Raw genomic sequence first — 17003 nt, 5'->3', positions numbered from 1 at the left:
CTTTTGGCGGATAGCATCGCCCGAGGGAGGGACCGCGCGCATATGTCGTTCGAAGGCGAAGCACTGGCGATCGTCGAAGCCGCGCTCGATATCGAGGATTCGGCCGCGCGCGCCGCCTTCGTCGCCGAACGCTGCGGCGGCGACGCCGCGCTGCAGGCCCGCGTCGAACAGTTGCTCGCGCTCGACACCGCCGATTTCAAGCTGTTGCCGACCGAGAGCTTCGCCCGGCCGCTCGGCGTGGTCGATCTCATCCCGCCGCGTATCGGCCCCTGGCGCGTCACCCGCGAGATCGCGCGCGGCGGCATGGGCGCGGTGGTGATGGCGGAGCGCGACGACGGCGTGTTCAATCAGGTCGTCGCGATCAAGCTGATCCGCGGCGACCTCGCCAGCGACCGTGCCAAGGCGCGTTTTGCCGAGGAACGCCGCATCCTCGCGCGGCTGCGCCACCCCGATATCGTCCGCATCCTCGACGGCGGCGATGCCGACGGCAGGCCGTGGCTGGCGATGGACTATGTCGATGGCGAGGCGGTAACGCACGCGCTCGACCGGCGCGGGGCGGCGCTGCCCGAACGGCTCGCCGCGTTCGAGGCGGTGTGCGAGGCCGTCGCCTTCGCGCACCGCAGCCTCGTCATCCACGCCGACATCAAGCCCAGCAACGTGCTGATGAGCAAGGACGGCGCCGTCCACCTGCTCGATTTCGGGATCGCCCGGCTGATCGTCGATCTCGACGTCGAGGAAACCGGCGACCCCTATCCGTTGACCAAGGGCTATGCCGCGCCCGAACGCGGCGTTGGCGTCGCGCCGACGATCGCCAGCGACGTGTTCAGCCTCGGGGTGCTGCTGCTGGCGATGCTCGGCAAGGCGACGCCCGAGGGGAACCTGCCCTTCGTGGCCGGAACGCGGCTGCCCGCGGGCCAGCTCGACGGCGACCTCGCCGCCATCGCCGCCAAGGCACTCGCGGAGGATCCGGCCGCGCGCTACCCCGACGTCGCCGCGCTGATCGCCGATCTCGTGCGGATGCGCGAACATCGCCCGGTCGCCGCGCGCGCGCATCCGGCGCGCACCTACCTCATCTCGCGCTTCGTCCAGCGCCATCGCCGCGGCCTCGCGTTGACCGGCGTCGCCGCGCTGGTGCTGATCGGCGCGACCGTGTTCAGCACGGTCAGCTATGTCCGCGCCGAACGCGCGCGGATCGAGGCCGACCGGCGCTTCGTCGAGCTGCGCGGGCTCGCCCGTTTCATGCTGTTCGAACTGAGCGACCGGCTCGACGACGCGCCCGGATCGGTGATGGCGCGCGCGCGGCTGGCGGAGGTCGCGAGCCGCTATCTCGACCGGCTGCGCGCCGCCAGCGGTGCGCCGGTCGACCTCCGCCTCGATACCGCGCGCGGCTATCGCCGGCTGGCGAGCATCCTCGGCCTGTCGGGCACGGCCAGCCTCGGCCGCCCGGTCGAGGCGGCGAAAGCGCTCGACGCGGCGCAGGCGATCCTCGACGGCCTCGCGCGCGAGCGGCCGAACGATGCCGGCGTCATCGAGGAACGCGGCTGGGTGGCGGAGACGCGCTGGGTTCTCGCAGGGGCGGGCGGCCCGGCGATCAGCGACCGCGCCGCCGCGCTGTTCGACCGCGCGCTGGCGATCGATCCAACGGCACGCGGCGCGCGTCTCGGGCGCATCATGGTCGATCGCGATCGCGGCTTCGATCTGGTGGCGAACGACAGGCCCGGCGTCGCGCTCCCGCTGCTACGGGCCGCGCTCAAGCGACTGCGCGCCCTCCCGCCCGCACCGGAATGGCGGCGGCGCGACCGGCTGGTCGAGATCGGCATCCTCGCCAAGATCGGCGACGCCACCTATTATCTCGGCGACAAGCCCGGCGCGCTCGCCCCGTACCGCGAGGCCGACGCCATCGTCCGCGCCGAACTCGCGCGCGCGCCCTCGGCACGCTGGACCGAGAAGCTGGGCGAAACGGCGTTCGACATCTCCAGCACGCTCGGCGAGATCGGCGGCCGCGATGCCGAGGCGCTCGCCATCGCCGATGCCGCACTCTCCGATCTGCAGAAGGTGCTGGCCTTCGGTCCCGACGCCGGCATCGAGATCCGCGTCGCCGTGCTGCAGGGCCAACGTTCGCTGTTGCTCGACGCGCTCGGCCGCACGCCCGAAGCGATGGCGGCGTCGCGCGCAGGCATCCTGGTGCGTGAGGCACGGCTCGCGCGCGTCCCCGGTGACCCGAACCGCCAGCGCGACGTCGCGGTCGCGCTCGCCAACCATGCCGCCGTCCTCGCCAAGGGTGGCGCGCGGCAGGAGGCCTGCGCGACCGCCCGCCGTGGCCGCGACCTGTGGCTCGGCCTGCGTGCGAGCGGGGAGCTCAACGCGCGCGACGCCCGGACGGAGCTCGCGCCGATGGAAGCGGCCATCGTCGTCAATTGCGGCCCGCGCTAGGCCGGCTCCGCCAGCTCGCTCGCGAGCCACAGCCGCGCGGTGCGCCAGCGGCGCTTGATCGTCGATTCGGACGATTCCAGCGCAATCGCGATATCGTCCACGCTCAGCCCGACGAAGAAGCGCAGCTCCACGATCCGCGCGAGATCGGGCGAAACCCCCTCCAGCTTGGTCAGCGCCGCGTCGAGCGCCTCGATCTCGATATCGCCGCCGTCCTCGCCGGTCAGGAACACCTCGGGCGCCTGCCGCTTCGCGCGCCTGCGGCTGCGCACCGCGTCGAGCATCGCCTGCCGCATGATCGTCGCGCAGGTGGCGAAGAAATGCTGCCGGTCGTTCCAGGTCATGCGGTCGAGCCGGACGATGCGCAGCGCCGCCTCGTTGGCGAGTTCGGTCGGCTGCAACGTCAGCGCGGGCGCATCCCGGCGCAGCATGCGCGCGGCGGCGGCGCGCATCTCGTCGTACAGCTCGCTGAGCATCGCATCGCGATCGGCCTGCATCCGCACCCCCCGTCCCCGGCGCGGACGATGCCATGACGGCCCGGTCGCGCCAAGACCGGTCTGCGTGTCCTTTCAGGACGATCCGGCGAACAGCGTGAGGGTGCGCCCGCCGACCCAGACCTGCCCGTCCGGCGCCTGCGACACCCGCACGCGCCCGGTACGGCCGAGCCGCGTGCCCTGCGCAGCGATGTAGCTGCCCTGCGCCCGCCCGCTCGCGAACAGCCATTGCCCGACCGAGGCGTTGAGGCTGCCCGTCACCGGATCCTCGATCAGCCCGCCGCCGGGCACGGAGAAGATCGCGCGGATTTCGAACGCCGTCTCGCCGCCCGGCGAATGGGGCCCGACGATGCCGATATCGATCTGCCGTGTGTGATGCCGCGCCGGCTCGACCGCCAGCACCGCCTCCGCCGACGCCAGCATGACGCCGATCCAGCCCGGCCCGTTATCGACCCATTCCGCCGCGACGATTTCGGCACGGTCGATGCGCAGCACCTCGGCGACCTCTACGATCTCGTCCTCGCTTGGCGGACCGCTGCGGATCAGCTTCGGGGCCGCGAAGGCGAGCCCGTCCGCGCCCTGCCGCACCGCGACCAGCCCCGCGCCGCATTCCTGCATCACAATGCCCGCCTGTTTCGGCACGCCGCCCGCCTCCAGCCAGGCGTGGCAGGTGCCGAGCGTCGGATGCCCCGCGAACGGCAGCTCATGCGCCAGCGTGAAGATGCGCACGCGGTAATCCGCCTGCGGGTCCGTCGGCGGCAGCAGGAAGGTCGTCTCGGAAAGATTGAGCCAGCGCGTGATGCGCTGCATCTCCTCGGTCGACAGAGCCTCGCCATCGGCGATCACCGCCAGCGGATTGCCGGTGAAGGGATCCGTGCCGAACACGTCGACCAGCTTAAAAGCGTGCGTCACCGGAACCGGAACCCCTTCGAAATCGCCCAGGCGATGGCGGCCGCGATCACCACGCCCACGCCCGCCTTCCACCACGACGCCCCGAGCGGTGCAGCCTGTTCCTCACCCGCCAGCGTGCGACGCCCGTGGATCATCGGCCCGATCAGGTTCTTCCGCCGCACCAGATAGACGAGGATCGCAACCACATGCAGCGCGACCAGCGCCAGCAGCGCATTGAACGCGAGGTGATGCACCTCCGCCGCCGTCCGCCCGGCATCGAAGCTCACGTAGTCCGACAGCGGCCCCGATTCGAGCCCGTCGACGTCGACCGCGAACAGCCCGGTGCCGACCATCACCGTCAGCGTCGCCAGCAGCGCCAGCACGCTCCACCCGCCGACCGGATTGTGCCCCGGTGCCGCCGTGTAGCGTCCGCGTACATAGTCCAAGGCGGCGCGCGGCCCCTTCACGAACTGCGCGAAGCGCGCCGTCCGCCCGCCCGCGAAGCCCCAGTAGACGCGGAAGATCAGCAGGCCGACGATCGCATAGCCCGACAGCCGGTGCCAATCCATCTCATGCTGCTCGCCGCTCCACCACGAAAAGCCGAGTAGCCCGACCAGCAGCCAGTGGAACAGCCGCACGGGCAGATCCCACAGCCATGCGACGCGCCGTGCGGGCGGCGGTAGGCTCGCCATTACTGCTCGGCGCGGAACTGGCGATGGCACGCGCCGCAGGTGCCGCCGGTCGCCTTGAACTGGGCGCCGATGGCCGCGGCGTCACCGCCGTTCGCCACCGTCACCAGCTTGCCCGATTCGACGATGAACTTCTGCATCGCCGCGTCGAACGCCGCGCGGTCGCTCCACACCGAGGGCAGGGCATCGTTCTTGACGCCCGACGATGCGCCGCTGCCGGCCGGGAACAGCTTCGCCTGCTCCTTCGCCCCGGCGGCGACGGTCTGCGCAGCCGCGACCATCGTCGCCTTCACCGGCGCACCGCTGGCGAGCTGATCCTTCAGCACCTTCATCGCGCCACCGATCTTCTTGAAGCCCGCCTGCCGCGCCGCGACGATCGCGGCGGGCGACGGCGCGGCTGCGGGCGCGGCGATGGCGCACCCCACCGACAGGAGCACGGCGATATGGATGGGCCGGAAGGCTCGTGTCGGAATCATGCTGCTCACCTCGTTGCTATCCGTACCGGTTTCCCTTGTGCGCCGGCGAGCGAAACGCCAGCCTTTTGCGGGAATGTCTCGAGAAATATCGCCTTGACCTCACCCAGGCCACCATCGGCGAGCTTGGCGGCGGTAAAGCCGTGCTTCTCCTTCAGATCGGTGCGCGCGCCGTGCGCGGCGAGGACGTGCAGCATCGCCGGCAGTTCGGGATACATCCCCCCGCCCACCAGCATGTGCAGCGCCGTGACCCCGTCTGGGGTCGCTACATTCACGTCGGGCGCGAGCGTCAGCGCCAGCTCCAGCGCCTCCGGGCTATGCCCCTGCGCCGCCGCCAGCACGACATTCTCGCCATTGGCCGCGACGAAATGCGGGTTCGCACCCGCCGCCAGCAGCAGCTTCATCGCCGCCGTCTGGCCCTTCTCGGCGGCGACGAGCAACGGCGACAGCGGTGGCACGACGGGGGGCGGGCGGCCGAAATTGGCCTCCGTCACCCAGGTGATCTTCGACGCGCCCGTCAGGGCATTGGCATCCGCCCCCTTCGCCAGCAGCGCGGCAACCAGCGCCGTGTCCCCGGCCTCGGCGGCGACGTGGAGCAATTGCCGTCCCTCGCGGTCGCGCTCGGTCAGGTCCGCGCCGCGCGACACCAGCAGCAGCGCGGCGGGATAATTCTTCTGGTACGCCGCGAGCTGCGCCGCGCTGGTATTCTCTGGCCCGCGATAGTCCGCCTTCGCCCCGGCGGAGAGCAAGGCCTCGGTCGCCGCGGGCACATTGCTCTTGATCGCGAAGAACAGCGGCGTGAACCCCGCCTTCGACACGCGATTGACGTCAGCCCCCGCCTTCACCAGCAGCGCGATCGCCTCGGTCCGGCCCGATGCCGCCGCCCACATCAGCGGCGTCTGGCCCCGGCTGTCGACGCTGTCGGCGGCGGCCCCGCCCGCCAGCATCCGCGCCACCGCATCGGCCGGGCCGTAGCGCGCGCAGATCGCCAGCGGCGTCACCCCGTCGGGCGCGGCCTTGCGGACATCGGCATGTGCGGCGAGCAGATGCGCGACGATCGCGCCGTTGCCGAGCTCGCACGCCAGCGCGAGCGGCGTCACCCTTTCCGCATCGGCGACGTTGGGCTTCGCCCCGTGCGCGAGCAACGCCGCGACGATCCCCGCATCCTGTGCCTGCACCGCCCAGCCGAGCGGCGTCGCCCCGAAGGCGAGCTTTGCATTGGCATCGGCGTGGCCCGCCAGCGCCGCCTGCACCGCCTCCCCGTCTCCGGCGCGGATCGCGCGCGGCAGCGCATCCGGGTCGCGCGCCTGCGCTCCGCTCGCGCACAGCAGCAGGGCGAGGGCGGCGATCCGCTTACGCACGCACCAGCTCCTTCAGCGGCGCGTCGCTGTCGCCGAACTTCGTATCGGGCACGCCCAGCACGTTCAGCGACGCCAGCAGCAGGTTCGACATCGTCGTCCCCTTCGCCACCGCCACGCTGCGGTTGCCCTTGGTCAGCCCGCCCGCGACGATCACCGGCAAATCCATGTGATCGTGGACGTTGGGATCGCCGAATGCCGAGCCCCGAATGACGAGCGTGCGGTCGAGCAGTGATCCCTCGCCATCCTTCGTCTCGCGCATCTTCTTCAGATAATAAGCGAAGAATTCCATATGATAGCGGTTGATCTTCGCCAGCTTCGCCATCTTGTCGGGGTTATTGCCGTGGTGGCTCAGCATGTGGTGCGAATCCGCGACGCCGATCTCGGGATAGGTCCGGTTGCAGATCTCGCGGCCGATCATGAAGCTGCCGACGCGGGTGATGTCGGCCTGCATCGCCAGCACCTGCAGGTCGATCATCAGCTTCACATGCTCGTCGAAAGCGTCGGGGATGCCGGCGGGCCGCTGCATGTCGGTCGCCTGCGCGGACGGGCCTGTCGCCATCGCCTTCTGGATGCGCTTCTCGATATCGCGCGTCGCCTCCAGATACTCGTCGAGCTTGCGCCGATCCTCCATGCCGAGCTGGCCCGACAGCCGCTGCGTGTCGTCGGCGACGAAATCGAGGATGCTCGACTGGCGGCGGAGCTGCGCGAGGCGGCTCTTGGCGTCGAGCGCGTCGCCGTCGCCGAACAGCCGCTCGAACACGTCACCGGGGTTGGACGCGACCGGCAGCGGCACCGTCGCGCTGCGCCACGAAATGCCGTTGGTATAGGCGCAACTATAATTGATGTCGCAACTGCCGAGCAGGCTCGCCTGATCGATGCCGAGCTCCAGCGAACTAAGCTGCGTCGCATCGCCGAGGTGATTGGCATAGACCTGATCGACCGAGATGCCGCAGCGGATATCGGTGCCCTCGGTCTGCTTCACATGCACGCCGGTCAGAAACGCCGGGCAAGATCGCCCGTGTCCAGCGGGGAAATCCCCAAACGCTGCCGCCTGCGGATGGCCGAGCCCGCTGAACACGCTGATCTGGTCCCTGAACGATGCGAGCGGCTCCAGGCTAGACGGCAGCGCGAAGCCCTCGCCCTGCGTCGCCGGGCGGAAGCCGTCCATCATCATGCCATTGGGCGTGTAGAACACCTGCAACCGCTTCGGCCGCGCGGCGAGATCGGCGGCCTTCGCGGACGGCGTCATCGCCTCCAGGAACGGCAACGCCATCAGCGCCCCGGCCCCGCGCAGCATCGTCCGGCGGCTCAGCGGTTCGCGGATCACCTTCATTTCGGGGGTGTCTTTCGCAGGGTGAACGGGTCGCTCATCGCGATGCCCTTGATGATCGTCTGAATACGGTATTGGTCCGCCGCCGCCGCACCCGAAACCTTGCGCACCGCCGGCATGTCGTGCGCGCTCAGCCCGCGGGCGAGCGCATAGGTCAGCAGCCGCTCGGTGAAGGCGGCGGTGAACTCGTCCTTGCGCGCCAGCAATATCTGCTGGAGCCCGCTGATCCCGGCGAACTTCGTCCCGTCGGGCAGCACCGCCGATGCGTCGATGGGCTGGCCGACGTCCTTCTGGCGATAGGCCCCCACCCCGTCGAAATTCTCCAGGCTGAAGCCGAGCGGGTCCATCTTCACATGGCACGATGCGCAGGCCGGGTTGGTACGGTGCAGCTCGAGCTGCTCGCGCGCGGTCAGCAACCGGCCGCCATGCGCCGTCTGCAACGCCGGGATATCGGGCGGCGGCGGCGGAGGTGCTGCGGCGAGCATGTTCTCGAGGATCCACTTGCCGCGCTTCACCACCGACGTATGATTGCCGTAGGACGTGACCGTCAGGATGCTCGCCTGCCCCAGCAGGCCGCCGCGGTGCCACGCCGGATCGAGGCGCACCTTGCGGAAGCTCGTGCCGGAGACGCCGCCGATCCCGTAATGCTCGGCCAGCCGCTGGTTGAGGAAGGTGTAATCCGCCGCGATGAAATCGAGCACGCTGCGGTTGTTCGCGACGACATGGCCAAAGAACATCTCGGTCTCGCGCGCCATCGCCCGCCGCAGCCGCGTGTCGAACTCCGGGAATACGGTGATGTCCGGCCGCTGCTGGTCGAGGTTGCGCAGGTACAGCCATTGCCCCGCGAAATTCTTCGTGAGCGCATCGGCGCGCGGATCGGCGAGCATCCGCGTCACCTGCGCCTCGACCATGCCGGGCTTGCCCAGCTCGCCCTTCTCCGCCGCCGCCAGCAGCGTCTCGTCGGGCAGGCTCGACCACAGGAAGAACGACAGGCGCGAGGCCAGCTCCAGATCGCTCACCCGGTGGACGCTGCCCGGCGCGCTGCCCGCAGGATCGCTCTCGATCAGGAACAGGAAGTGCGGCGAGACCAGGATACCCTCGATCGCCGCCTCGACGCCGTGCTCGAAGTCGGAATCCGCGCGTTCGGCCGCATAGATCTTCATCAGCGGCGCGATGTCGCCCTCGCCGACCGGACGGCGATACGCCCGCCGCGCCAACGCCGCGACGATCCGCCGCGCACACGCCGTCTCGGCCGATGCGCCCCTCGGCCGGCACAGGAAGATGCGCTTGCGGCTCGGCGTGTCGCCCGCGCCCTTGCCCGCATCGAACGGGCCCGCGACGTCGATCTGCAGCACGTCGCGCGGGAAATTCTGCTGCGAGTACCGGTCCGACATCCGGTACGACGGCACCTGAATCTGCTTCACCACCGCCCCGTCGACCGACACGTCGAGCGGCAGCAGCTTCGGCTTGTCGGTCGGCAGCGGCACCTTGTCGGTGTCGTTGCGCAGCGTCTGCACGGTCTCGTCGGGCGCCAGCACGCGGCGGAACGAGAGGCCGATCATGTGCGCCCCCGCCTTCAACGGCACGCGCACGCCGACGCGGTCCTCCTTCTGGCGGTCGGTCTCGTTGTTGGTGTTGGCGTTGAGCCAGCCCGCGATCTCGTAGATGCCGTCGTGCCGCGCATAATATTTGAACGCCCCGCCCCCGCGCGAGCCGAGCGGCAGGTCGTCGCTCGCCCGCTCGTTATAGGCCGGCCGCCCGGAATTGCGCACCGACCCGTCCTTCGGCACCTCGTACGACGTCACCGCCTCGCGCGAGGAGGACAGGCCTGTCGCCATCCGCGAGACCTTGCCCGCCACCGCGACATAACGGTCCATCAGCGTCGGCGACACGCTCAGCACGTCGGCGATATTGTCGAAGCCGTAGCCCGAATTGTCCTGCGGCAGCTCGCGGGTGAAATCCACGTCGAGCGCCAGCAGGTCGCGCACCGCATTGGCATATTCGACGCGGTTGAGCCGGCGGATCGTCGCCCGGCCGGGATCGGGATGCGCGGCCGCATAGCTGTCGAGCGCGCCGCGCAGCCACGCGACGAACATCGCCTTCGCGGCGGGATCGGGCTGCGGCTTGCTCGCGGGCGGCATCTCGCCCAGCGACGTGCGGCGCAGGATCTTCTCCCACTCGTCGGCATGGCGGCCGAGCAGCGCATCGTCGCCGCGCAGATCGTCGATCGAGAAACGCCCGATCTGATCCTGATCGTTGTGGCAGCGCGAGCAATATTGGTCGAGCATCGTGCTCGCCGTCCTGGTCGGATCGGGCGCGGCGGCGGGTGCCTGCGCCGCGCCCCGGTCGGAATGGACCGCGACGGCAAGGCCGAAGGCCAGCATGCTCACCGCGAGCGCGCATCCTCGCAGGCTCGGGCGCCAGCGCATTCTCTTGGCTTCCGATTTTCCGGTCACAAATACCCCGACCCACCCGCGTTCATTCGGGCCTAGGGGTGGCACCTGCACACGTCCATTGCCGATTGCGGCACGATGACGACGAAAAATTAGAGCAGGCAACGATCCCGAGGCGCACGCTTTTCTGCAACGCGCCATCCATATCATGGCGATTGAACAGAACGGGCCGGTTCGCGAGAGGACGGTCAGGGGGACGTTATGCGCAAGACCATGATCACGATGATGCTGCTGCTCGGCACCGGAGCGACCGCCGCCCCGCGCACGCCGCAGTCCCCCGCCGCGCGCACCGCCGCAACGCTCGATCGCATCGCCGACAGCCCGCCGCGCCTGCGCATCTTCCTGAACGCGATGCCGAAGGGCGGCGATCTCCACAATCACAACGGCGGCTCGATCTATGCCGAGGATTTCCTGCGCTGGGCGGCGGCCGGCGGCCTGTGCATCGCCACCGACACGTGGCGCGTGGTCGATCCGCCGTGCGACAAGCCCGGCCGCATCCCCGCCGCCGGTCTGGAGAAGGATTACGCCAGCTACAGCCGCGCGATCGACGCCTTCTCGACGCGCGGCTTCGAAAGCGGCGTCGGCGATCCGATGGTCTCGGGCTACAACCGTTTCTTCGCGACCTTCGATGCGTTCGGCGTCGCCTCGCGCGGCAACAACGCCGCCTCCTTCGCGCTCACCCGCGATCAGGCCGCCGCCGATCATGTCGCTTACGTCGAACTCGGCTCGGGATCGCATCAGGTGCGCAAGGTCGTCGAGGCGCTCGGCACCACCGACTCGCTCGATTTCGATCAGCTCTACGCGAAGATCGCCCCCGCCATCCCGACCGCCGTCGCCGCCGCGCGCAAGGACTATGACGGCTATGAGGCCGATGCGCTCAGCCTCGCCACCTGCGCCACGCCCGAAAAGCCCGATTGCGGCGTGGCGATGCGCTACCTTCCCACCGCGATCCGCACCGTGGCGCCGCAGCAGGTGTTCGCGCAACTCGCTTTCAACTTCGCTTTGGTCGAGGCCGATCCGCGCTTCGTCGGCGTCAACATCGCCGCACCCGAGCACGATCCCATCGCGGTGCGCGACTATGCCCTGCACATGCGCATGATCGCCTGGCTGAAGGCACGCCATCCCACGGTCAAGCTGTCGCTCCACGCCGGCGAACTGACGCTCGGCCTCGTCCCCCCGCGCGACCTCGCCTTCCACATCCGCGAGGCGGTCGAGGTGGCGGGCGCGAAGCGCATCGGCCACGGCATCGACATCTCCTACGAAAAGGACGCGCCCGCGCTGCTGAAGCGCATGGCGCGCGACCGGATCGACGTCGAGATCAACCTCACCAGCAACGCCGTCATCCTCGGCGTGAAGGGCAAGGCGCACCCGCTTTCGCTCTACCGCGAATACGGCGTGCCGGTGACGCTCTCGACCGACGACGAGGGCGTCTCGCGCAGCGACATGACCAACGAATATGTCCGCGCCGTCACCGAACAGGGCCTGCGTTACCTCGATCTCAAGGCGATGGTACGCGACAGCCTCCAGTACAGTTTCCTGCCGGGCGCGAGCCTGTGGGCCGATCGTAGCGGCGGCGCGAGGGCGAGCGCCTGCTCCGCAATGGAGTCGCCCGCCTGCGCCACCTTCCTCGCCGCCAGTCCCAAGGCCGCGAAACAGGCGCAACTGGAGCGCGACTTCGCGACGTTCGAGGCCGCGCCGCACTGACCCCTCACCCGCCGATGGCACCGTTTGGCCTGCGAAACGTTCGGACCGGGAATTGCCACCGTCGCGTCGGCCGTGCTTGCCGTGTGACATCCACATACCGCCGGGCTTGACGGTAACGACAGCTCGATCCCCGACCAGCACGGAGCCGTATCGCATGAGTGACACGCTATTCGACTTTTCGAGCCTGCACCTGCGCCCCGATCCGGCCCGCACGGTCATCAAGCCCTTCAGCGTCGAATATCCCGAACCGTTTCAGGATGCCGCGCATCCCCGCATGCGAAAGGTCATCGAACGCGTGCTGTCGCTCGATGCGGATGCCTGCCGCTCGGAAAGCGACGCCGCCATCGCCTCGCTGTCGGAGCGGCACCGCAACGTCGAGACGATGCTGCTCCGGCGGTACGAAGAGGTCATCGATTCCCTCCCCGAAAACGTGACTGCCGAGCCGGACCAGCAATTGCTGATCGGCGCCTATCTCAGCGCGGAATATTCGTTCGAGGCCGCCGCCCTGTTCAATCCCAGCATCGTCCTGCGGATGAACCAGGATGGCGCGCCGAAGGACGGGATCAACTTCATCCTCTCGCTGCGCGGCATCGGCGAAGGCCACGTCTCCTCGGTCACGTTCCGCACCGGCAGCTGGTGCGCCGCGGGCGGTTTCCAGGTCGATGACGCGAGCAAATGGATCACCTCGCCGCGCATCGAAGGCCCGGACGAAAGCGGCGAGGCCGGCACGACGCGCGTCATCTGCGAAGGCAGCGAGGAGCCGTCGGAGAGCGTGCTGTTCCCCGTGACCGCGACCCAGCGCCAGGGCATCGAGGATCTGCGCATGGTCCGCTTCACCGAAGACGACGGCTCGCCCAGCTTCCTCGGCACCTATACTGCCTTCGACGGCCGCAACGCCCGGTGCGAGCTGTTCCGCGGCACCGGCATCAACACCTTCGAGATGACCGCGCTCAAGGGGTCGGTTCCCGCCAGCAAGGGCATGGCGCTCTTCCCGCGCCGGCTCGACGGCCGCTTCGCCATGATCGGCCGCCAGGACAATGAGAATCTGTGGCTGATCGATTCGGACGACATCACCACCTGGAACGGCGGCACCAAGCTCATCGGCCCGCGCTACCCCTGGGAATTCGTGCAGATGGGCAATTGCGGCTCGCCGATCGAACTCGACGAGGGCTGGCTCGTCATCACCCACGGCGTCGGCATGATGCGCAATTATTGCATGGGCGCCTGCCTGCTCGACAAGGCCGATCCCGGCAAGCTGCTGGCGCGCACCCCCGAACCGATCCTGCGGCCGAGCCCTACCGAGCGCAGCGGCTATGTCCCGAACGTCGTCTATAGCTGCGGCGCGATCGTCCACGATCGCACCCTGCTGCTGCCCTTCGGCGTCGCCGACAATTTCGCGAGCTTCGCAAGCTGCAGCGTGGACGCCCTGCTCGAACGGATGAGCTGAACCGCGCGGTGTGCCGACGCCGCCTTCGCCCTCTCGACGTCACTCGGGCTTGCAGCCGGGGTCCAGCTTTTTCGTCGCCAATGTCCGCTATCGAGCCTTAGCGGACATTTGCAGCGCGATGGCGGACGTCAGGCATCGCCCGGTTGTGATCGTCCTAAGGTTCTACCGGATGAAACGCCAAAGTAACTTCGCGAGCGAATATGACGCCGTCGAAGCCCACGCAGCTATCCCAAGCCACTTCGAAATCACCCGCCTCTGGACCGGACCCCGTATGCCAACCGTTCGGTTTCACCGAAAGACGGCGCATCCCCAAATCTGAGATGATCACGCCGGATTCGCCCTCCAGCTGAATTCCGGTCACGCCCGATAAGCGCAGCGTGACCAGCGCATGTTTATCAAGCACAAAATACCCCTTCGAATCGACCTGACTGGTCATCCGAAAAGCCCTAATAACAAGGGAGACCGCGTCATTTGTGAGCTCTAGCTTCTCCAAGGTCGCATCATGAAATGAGGGAATGAGCTCAAACCAATCAGCGATCTCCCGCCCGCCGGGCACACTCAAAAAGACGCTATCGTCTGTCCTCCAGTGAGTCTCATCGGTTGTAGGCATGTCAGCCCGTCTACCACACCGTTATGGAATTTGAACGGCTTCCCGCCATTCCCGGCCGCCCTGCCAACGTCCGCTTTCCACCCATAGCGGACATCCGTCGCGGCTAGGAGGCGCCCGCAACGCGGCCTCTGTCCTACACGCCCCGAATCTGCGACAGTCATCGCCGCTCTTTGAAATCGCGAAGAAGTATCAGTTCAGTTTCGGAAACGATCGGCCCGGACAGTTTCCAATCAGGTGTCAATCGTGTCAACCGGCCGTTACCTTCGCCGGGCCCGAAAAGGCCGCACCAGTGTGACCTTAGTGTGACCTTCCGCGCCCCGGCACCACCAGGTTCAGCACCACCGCGATCAGCGCGGCGGGCAGTACGCCCGATGTCGCGATGATCTTCAGCGTCTCGGGCAGGTGCGCGACCGAGGCCGGTTCCAGCTCCAGCCCGACGCTCACCGACAGCGCCACGCCGAAGATCAGCATGTTGCGCTGGCTCCACTCCACCCCCGACAGGATAGAGACCGCCGCCGACGCCACCATTCCGAACATCACGATTACGCCGCCGCCCAGCACCTCGATCGGGATCGTCGTGATCAGCGCGCCGACCTTGGGCAGCAGCCCGCACAGGATCAGGAACACCGCGCCCACCGTCACGACATGGCGGCTCATCACGCCGGTGATCGCGATCAGCCCGATGTTCTGCGAAAACGAGGTGTTGGGCATCGCCCCGAAGGTCGCGGCGAGCGCCGTTCCCACCCCGTCCGCGCAGGTCGCGCCGATCAGCTCGCGGTCGGTCGCGGAGCGGCCCGCGGTGTTCTCGCAGATCGCCGAGACGCCGCCGATCGACTCGATCGCCGAGATGAAGCCCATCATCACGAAGCCCAGGATCGCCGCCACCGACACCGAGAAGCCGAAGTGGAACGGCGTCGGCACCACCACCCATCCGGCCCCCGCGACCGCGCCGAGCGACACCTTGCCCATCGCCGCCGCGACGACATAGCCCGCGACCAGCCCGAGCAGCACCGCCGCCGTCGACCAGATGCCGCGCGCGAAAAAGCTCAGCAGCAGCGTGACGACGACGACCACGCCCGCCAGCAGCCAGCTCGTCCCCGCGCCGTATGCCGCCGTCCCCTGCGCCGGCACGCCCCCGGCGGCATAGACCACGCCGATCCTCATGAGGGAAAGCCCGATCATCACCACCACCAGCCCCGTCACCATCGGCGGCAGCGCGAAGCGGATGCGCCCGACGAAGAAGCTGAGCGCCGTATGGAACAGCCCGCCGAAGATCGCCGCCGTCGTCAGCTCCGCCATCGCCGCGACACCGTGCCCCGCGACGATCGGGATCATGACGGGCAGGAAGGCGAAGCTCGTCCCCTGCACGATCGGCAGCCGCGCGCCGATCGGCCCGAGCCCGATCGTCTGGAGCAAGGTCGCGATCCCGGCGAAGATCATCGACATCTGGATCATGTAGATCAGCGCCGAAGGATCGGGCGATCCGAAGCCGAACCCGGCCGCCCCCGCGACGATGATCGGCGGCGTCAGGTTCGACACGAACATCGCCAGCACATGCTGGATGCCGAGCGGCACCGCCACCGCGAAGCCGGGGAAGTAATCCGGATCGCGTGCCTGCTCCGGCGTCATCAGCCCGGCATGGCTCGGCGGATTGTCCTCCCCGGTCGCAGGGAAATGCGTGACGGCCATCAGATCGCCTCCTTCAACCGCGCCAGCGAGCGGTCGGCGGCCGCGACGATCTCGCCGCGTTTCGTCTGCACCAGATCACCATCCCGCACGACGCCGCGTCCCTCGACGAACAGGTCGCGCACGCCGCCGGGCGGGCTCAGCACGAGCCCGGCCACCCTATCCCACGCCCCCGCCGAGGACAGTGCCGCCATGTCCCAGATCGCGAGATCGGCGCGCTTGCCCGGCTCCAGCGATCCGCAATCGTGCCGCCCGAGCATCTCCGCCCCGCCGCGCGTCGCGATCCACAGCGCGTCGCGCGGATCGAATGCCCCCGCCCCGCCGACCGCGCGCTGCAACAGCACCGCCTGCCGCGCCTCGTTCAGCAGATGCCCGCTGTCGTTCGACGCCGACCCGTCGACGCCGATCCCGAGCGGCACGCCCGCCGCGAACATCGCCCTCAGCGGCGCGATGCCCGAGCCGAGCCGGCAGTTCGAGCACGGGCAATGCGCGACCCCCGTCCCGGTCCGCGCGAACAGGTCGATCTCCGACGCGTCGAGCTGGACGCAGTGTGCATGCCACACGTCGCGCCCGACCCAGCCCAGCTCCTCGGCATATTGCCCCGGCCGGCATCCGAAGCGTTCGAGCGAAAACGCCACGTCGTCGGCATCCTCGGCCAGATGCGTGTGGAGCATCACGCCCTTGTCGCGCGCCAGCAGCGCCGCGTCGCGCATCAGCTCGCGGCTCACCGAAAACGGCGAGCACGGCGCGACGCCGACGCGCACCATCGCGCCCGGCCCGGCATCGTGGAACCGGTCGATCACGCGGATCGTGTCGGCCAGGATCGCCGCCTCATCCTCGACCAGCGTGTCGGGCGGCAACCCGCCCGCGCTCTCCCCCACACTCATGCTGCCGCGCGTCGGGTAGAAGCGGATGCCGATCCCCGCCGCCGCATGGATCGTATCGTCGAGCGTCACGCCGTTCGGGAAGAGGTACAGATGATCGGTGCTCAGCGAACAGCCCGACAGCGCCAGCTCGGCGAGCCCGAGCTGCGTCGCCGCGAACACGTCCTCCGGCGTATAGCGCGCCCAGATCGGATAGAGCGTCTTGAGCCAGCCGAACAGCGAGGCGTTCACCGCCAGCCCGCGCGTCAGGCTCTGGTAGAGGTGGTGATGCGTGTTGACGAGGCCGGGTGTGACGACGCATCCGGCCGCGTCGATCACGTCATCGGCAACCAGCGCCGCCAGCTCGCCGGCGGTCCCCACCGCCGCGATCACGCCATCCCGAAATGCCACCGCCCCGCCCGCAATCTCGCGGCGTGCGTCGTCCATCGTCACGACGACATCGGCATTGGTGACGAGGGTGAGAGTCACCCCATCACCGTTCGTGCTGAGCGAAGTCGAAGCACGTGCCCGGAACGCGCCCTTCGACTTCGCTCAGGGCGAACGGTGATGGA

General features: G+C 68.8%; 13 protein-coding genes. 3 read left to right on the top strand and 10 right to left on the bottom strand.

The window, feature by feature from the left end; all coding sequences use genetic code 11:
* Nucleotides 1-42 precede the first annotated feature (42 nt).
* Nucleotides 43-2433, top strand: a complete 2391-nt coding sequence (locus Q5H94_RS00225) for a serine/threonine-protein kinase (protein WP_304558938.1) — start codon at nt 43-45, stop codon at nt 2431-2433.
* Here Q5H94_RS00225 and Q5H94_RS00220 read toward each other — a convergent pair.
* The 7 genes from Q5H94_RS00220 to Q5H94_RS00190 all read right to left on the bottom strand — a co-directional run bounded on the left by Q5H94_RS00220 (nt 2430) and on the right by Q5H94_RS00190 (nt 10052).
* Complete coding sequence (locus tag Q5H94_RS00220) at nt 2430-2927, bottom strand: ECF-type sigma factor (RefSeq protein WP_304558936.1); 498 nt, start codon at nt 2925-2927, stop codon at nt 2430-2432. The two genes, Q5H94_RS00225 and Q5H94_RS00220, sit on opposite strands and share 4 nt — an antisense overlap.
* A gap of 72 nt (nt 2928-2999) precedes the next feature.
* Nucleotides 3000-3836, bottom strand: a complete 837-nt coding sequence (locus Q5H94_RS00215) for a PhzF family phenazine biosynthesis protein (RefSeq protein ID WP_304558934.1) — start codon at nt 3834-3836, stop codon at nt 3000-3002.
* Nucleotides 3833-4507 carry a cytochrome b/b6 domain-containing protein gene (locus Q5H94_RS00210; RefSeq protein ID WP_304558933.1) on the bottom strand — a complete coding sequence of 225 codons (675 nt, stop codon included), beginning with the start codon at nt 4505-4507 and terminating at the stop codon, nt 3833-3835. The genes Q5H94_RS00215 and Q5H94_RS00210 overlap by 4 nt, the downstream gene beginning before the upstream one ends.
* Nucleotides 4507-4980: a c-type cytochrome gene (locus Q5H94_RS00205; RefSeq protein ID WP_304558932.1), complete on the bottom strand. Its 474-nt coding sequence runs from the start codon at nt 4978-4980 to the stop codon at nt 4507-4509. The genes Q5H94_RS00210 and Q5H94_RS00205 overlap by 1 nt, the downstream gene beginning before the upstream one ends.
* Before the next feature lie 5 nt (nt 4981-4985).
* Nucleotides 4986-6338, bottom strand: a complete 1353-nt coding sequence (locus Q5H94_RS00200; protein WP_304558930.1) for an ankyrin repeat domain-containing protein — start codon at nt 6336-6338, stop codon at nt 4986-4988.
* Nucleotides 6331-7671 (bottom strand): DUF1552 domain-containing protein, encoded by a 1341-nt coding sequence (locus tag Q5H94_RS00195; protein ID WP_304558928.1) that lies wholly within the window; start codon nt 7669-7671, stop codon nt 6331-6333. Before Q5H94_RS00195 ends, Q5H94_RS00200 begins: the two co-directional genes overlap by 8 nt.
* Nucleotides 7668-10052, bottom strand: coding sequence for a DUF1592 domain-containing protein (locus tag Q5H94_RS00190; protein WP_304559733.1), 2385 nt, complete (start codon nt 10050-10052; stop codon nt 7668-7670). The genes Q5H94_RS00195 and Q5H94_RS00190 overlap by 4 nt, the downstream gene beginning before the upstream one ends.
* A gap of 270 nt (nt 10053-10322) precedes the next feature.
* Between Q5H94_RS00190 and Q5H94_RS00185 the strand changes: the two genes are divergently transcribed.
* Both Q5H94_RS00185 and Q5H94_RS00180 read left to right on the top strand, forming a co-directional pair.
* Nucleotides 10323-11825 (top strand): adenosine deaminase family protein, encoded by a 1503-nt coding sequence (locus Q5H94_RS00185; RefSeq protein ID WP_304558926.1) that lies wholly within the window; start codon nt 10323-10325, stop codon nt 11823-11825.
* A 154-nt stretch (nt 11826-11979) separates the two neighbouring features.
* On the top strand, nt 11980-13272 hold the full coding sequence (locus Q5H94_RS00180; RefSeq protein WP_304558925.1) for a glycoside hydrolase family 130 protein: 1293 nt from the start codon (nt 11980-11982) through the stop codon (nt 13270-13272).
* A gap of 154 nt (nt 13273-13426) precedes the next feature.
* Here the strand turns inward: Q5H94_RS00180 and Q5H94_RS00175 are convergent, their stop codons facing one another.
* The 3 genes from Q5H94_RS00175 to Q5H94_RS00165 form a co-directional block, all read right to left on the bottom strand.
* Nucleotides 13427-13882 (bottom strand): hypothetical protein, encoded by a 456-nt coding sequence (locus Q5H94_RS00175; RefSeq protein ID WP_304558924.1) that lies wholly within the window; start codon nt 13880-13882, stop codon nt 13427-13429.
* A 297-nt stretch (nt 13883-14179) separates the two neighbouring features.
* Nucleotides 14180-15571 carry a nucleobase:cation symporter-2 family protein gene (locus Q5H94_RS00170; protein ID WP_304558923.1) on the bottom strand — a complete coding sequence of 464 codons (1392 nt, stop codon included), beginning with the start codon at nt 15569-15571 and terminating at the stop codon, nt 14180-14182.
* Entirely contained in the window at nt 15571-16920 is a 1350-nt protein-coding gene (locus tag Q5H94_RS00165) for an 8-oxoguanine deaminase (RefSeq protein ID WP_304558922.1), read from the bottom strand. The genes Q5H94_RS00170 and Q5H94_RS00165 overlap by 1 nt, the downstream gene beginning before the upstream one ends.
* Nucleotides 16921-17003: the final 83 nt, after the last annotated feature.

This window comes from Sphingomonas immobilis (assembly GCF_030580995.1).
GTDB lineage: Bacteria > Pseudomonadota > Alphaproteobacteria > Sphingomonadales > Sphingomonadaceae > Sphingomonas > Sphingomonas immobilis.
This window is presented reverse-complemented; position numbering and strand designations above follow the sequence as displayed.

Excerpts from the sequence above, each read along its gene's own strand:
- Q5H94_RS00225 (WP_304558938.1), top strand. The coding sequence starts at position 43 with ATGTCGTTCGAAGGCGAAGCACTGGCGATCGTCGAAGCCGCGCTCGAT.
- Q5H94_RS00220 (WP_304558936.1), bottom strand. The coding sequence starts at position 2,927 with ATGCAGGCCGATCGCGATGCGATGCTCAGCGAGCTGTACGACGAGATG.
- Q5H94_RS00210 (WP_304558933.1), bottom strand. The coding sequence starts at position 4,507 with ATGGCGAGCCTACCGCCGCCCGCACGGCGCGTCGCATGGCTGTGGGAT.
- Q5H94_RS00205 (WP_304558932.1), bottom strand. The coding sequence starts at position 4,980 with ATGATTCCGACACGAGCCTTCCGGCCCATCCATATCGCCGTGCTCCTG.
- Q5H94_RS00195 (WP_304558928.1), bottom strand. The coding sequence starts at position 7,671 with ATGAAGGTGATCCGCGAACCGCTGAGCCGCCGGACGATGCTGCGCGGG.
- Q5H94_RS00190 (WP_304559733.1), bottom strand. The coding sequence starts at position 10,052 with ATGCTGGCCTTCGGCCTTGCCGTCGCGGTCCATTCCGACCGGGGCGCG.
- Q5H94_RS00185 (WP_304558926.1), top strand. The coding sequence starts at position 10,323 with ATGCGCAAGACCATGATCACGATGATGCTGCTGCTCGGCACCGGAGCG.
- Q5H94_RS00180 (WP_304558925.1), top strand. The coding sequence starts at position 11,980 with ATGAGTGACACGCTATTCGACTTTTCGAGCCTGCACCTGCGCCCCGAT.
- Q5H94_RS00175 (WP_304558924.1), bottom strand. The coding sequence starts at position 13,882 with ATGCCTACAACCGATGAGACTCACTGGAGGACAGACGATAGCGTCTTT.
- Q5H94_RS00170 (WP_304558923.1), bottom strand. The coding sequence starts at position 15,571 with ATGGCCGTCACGCATTTCCCTGCGACCGGGGAGGACAATCCGCCGAGC.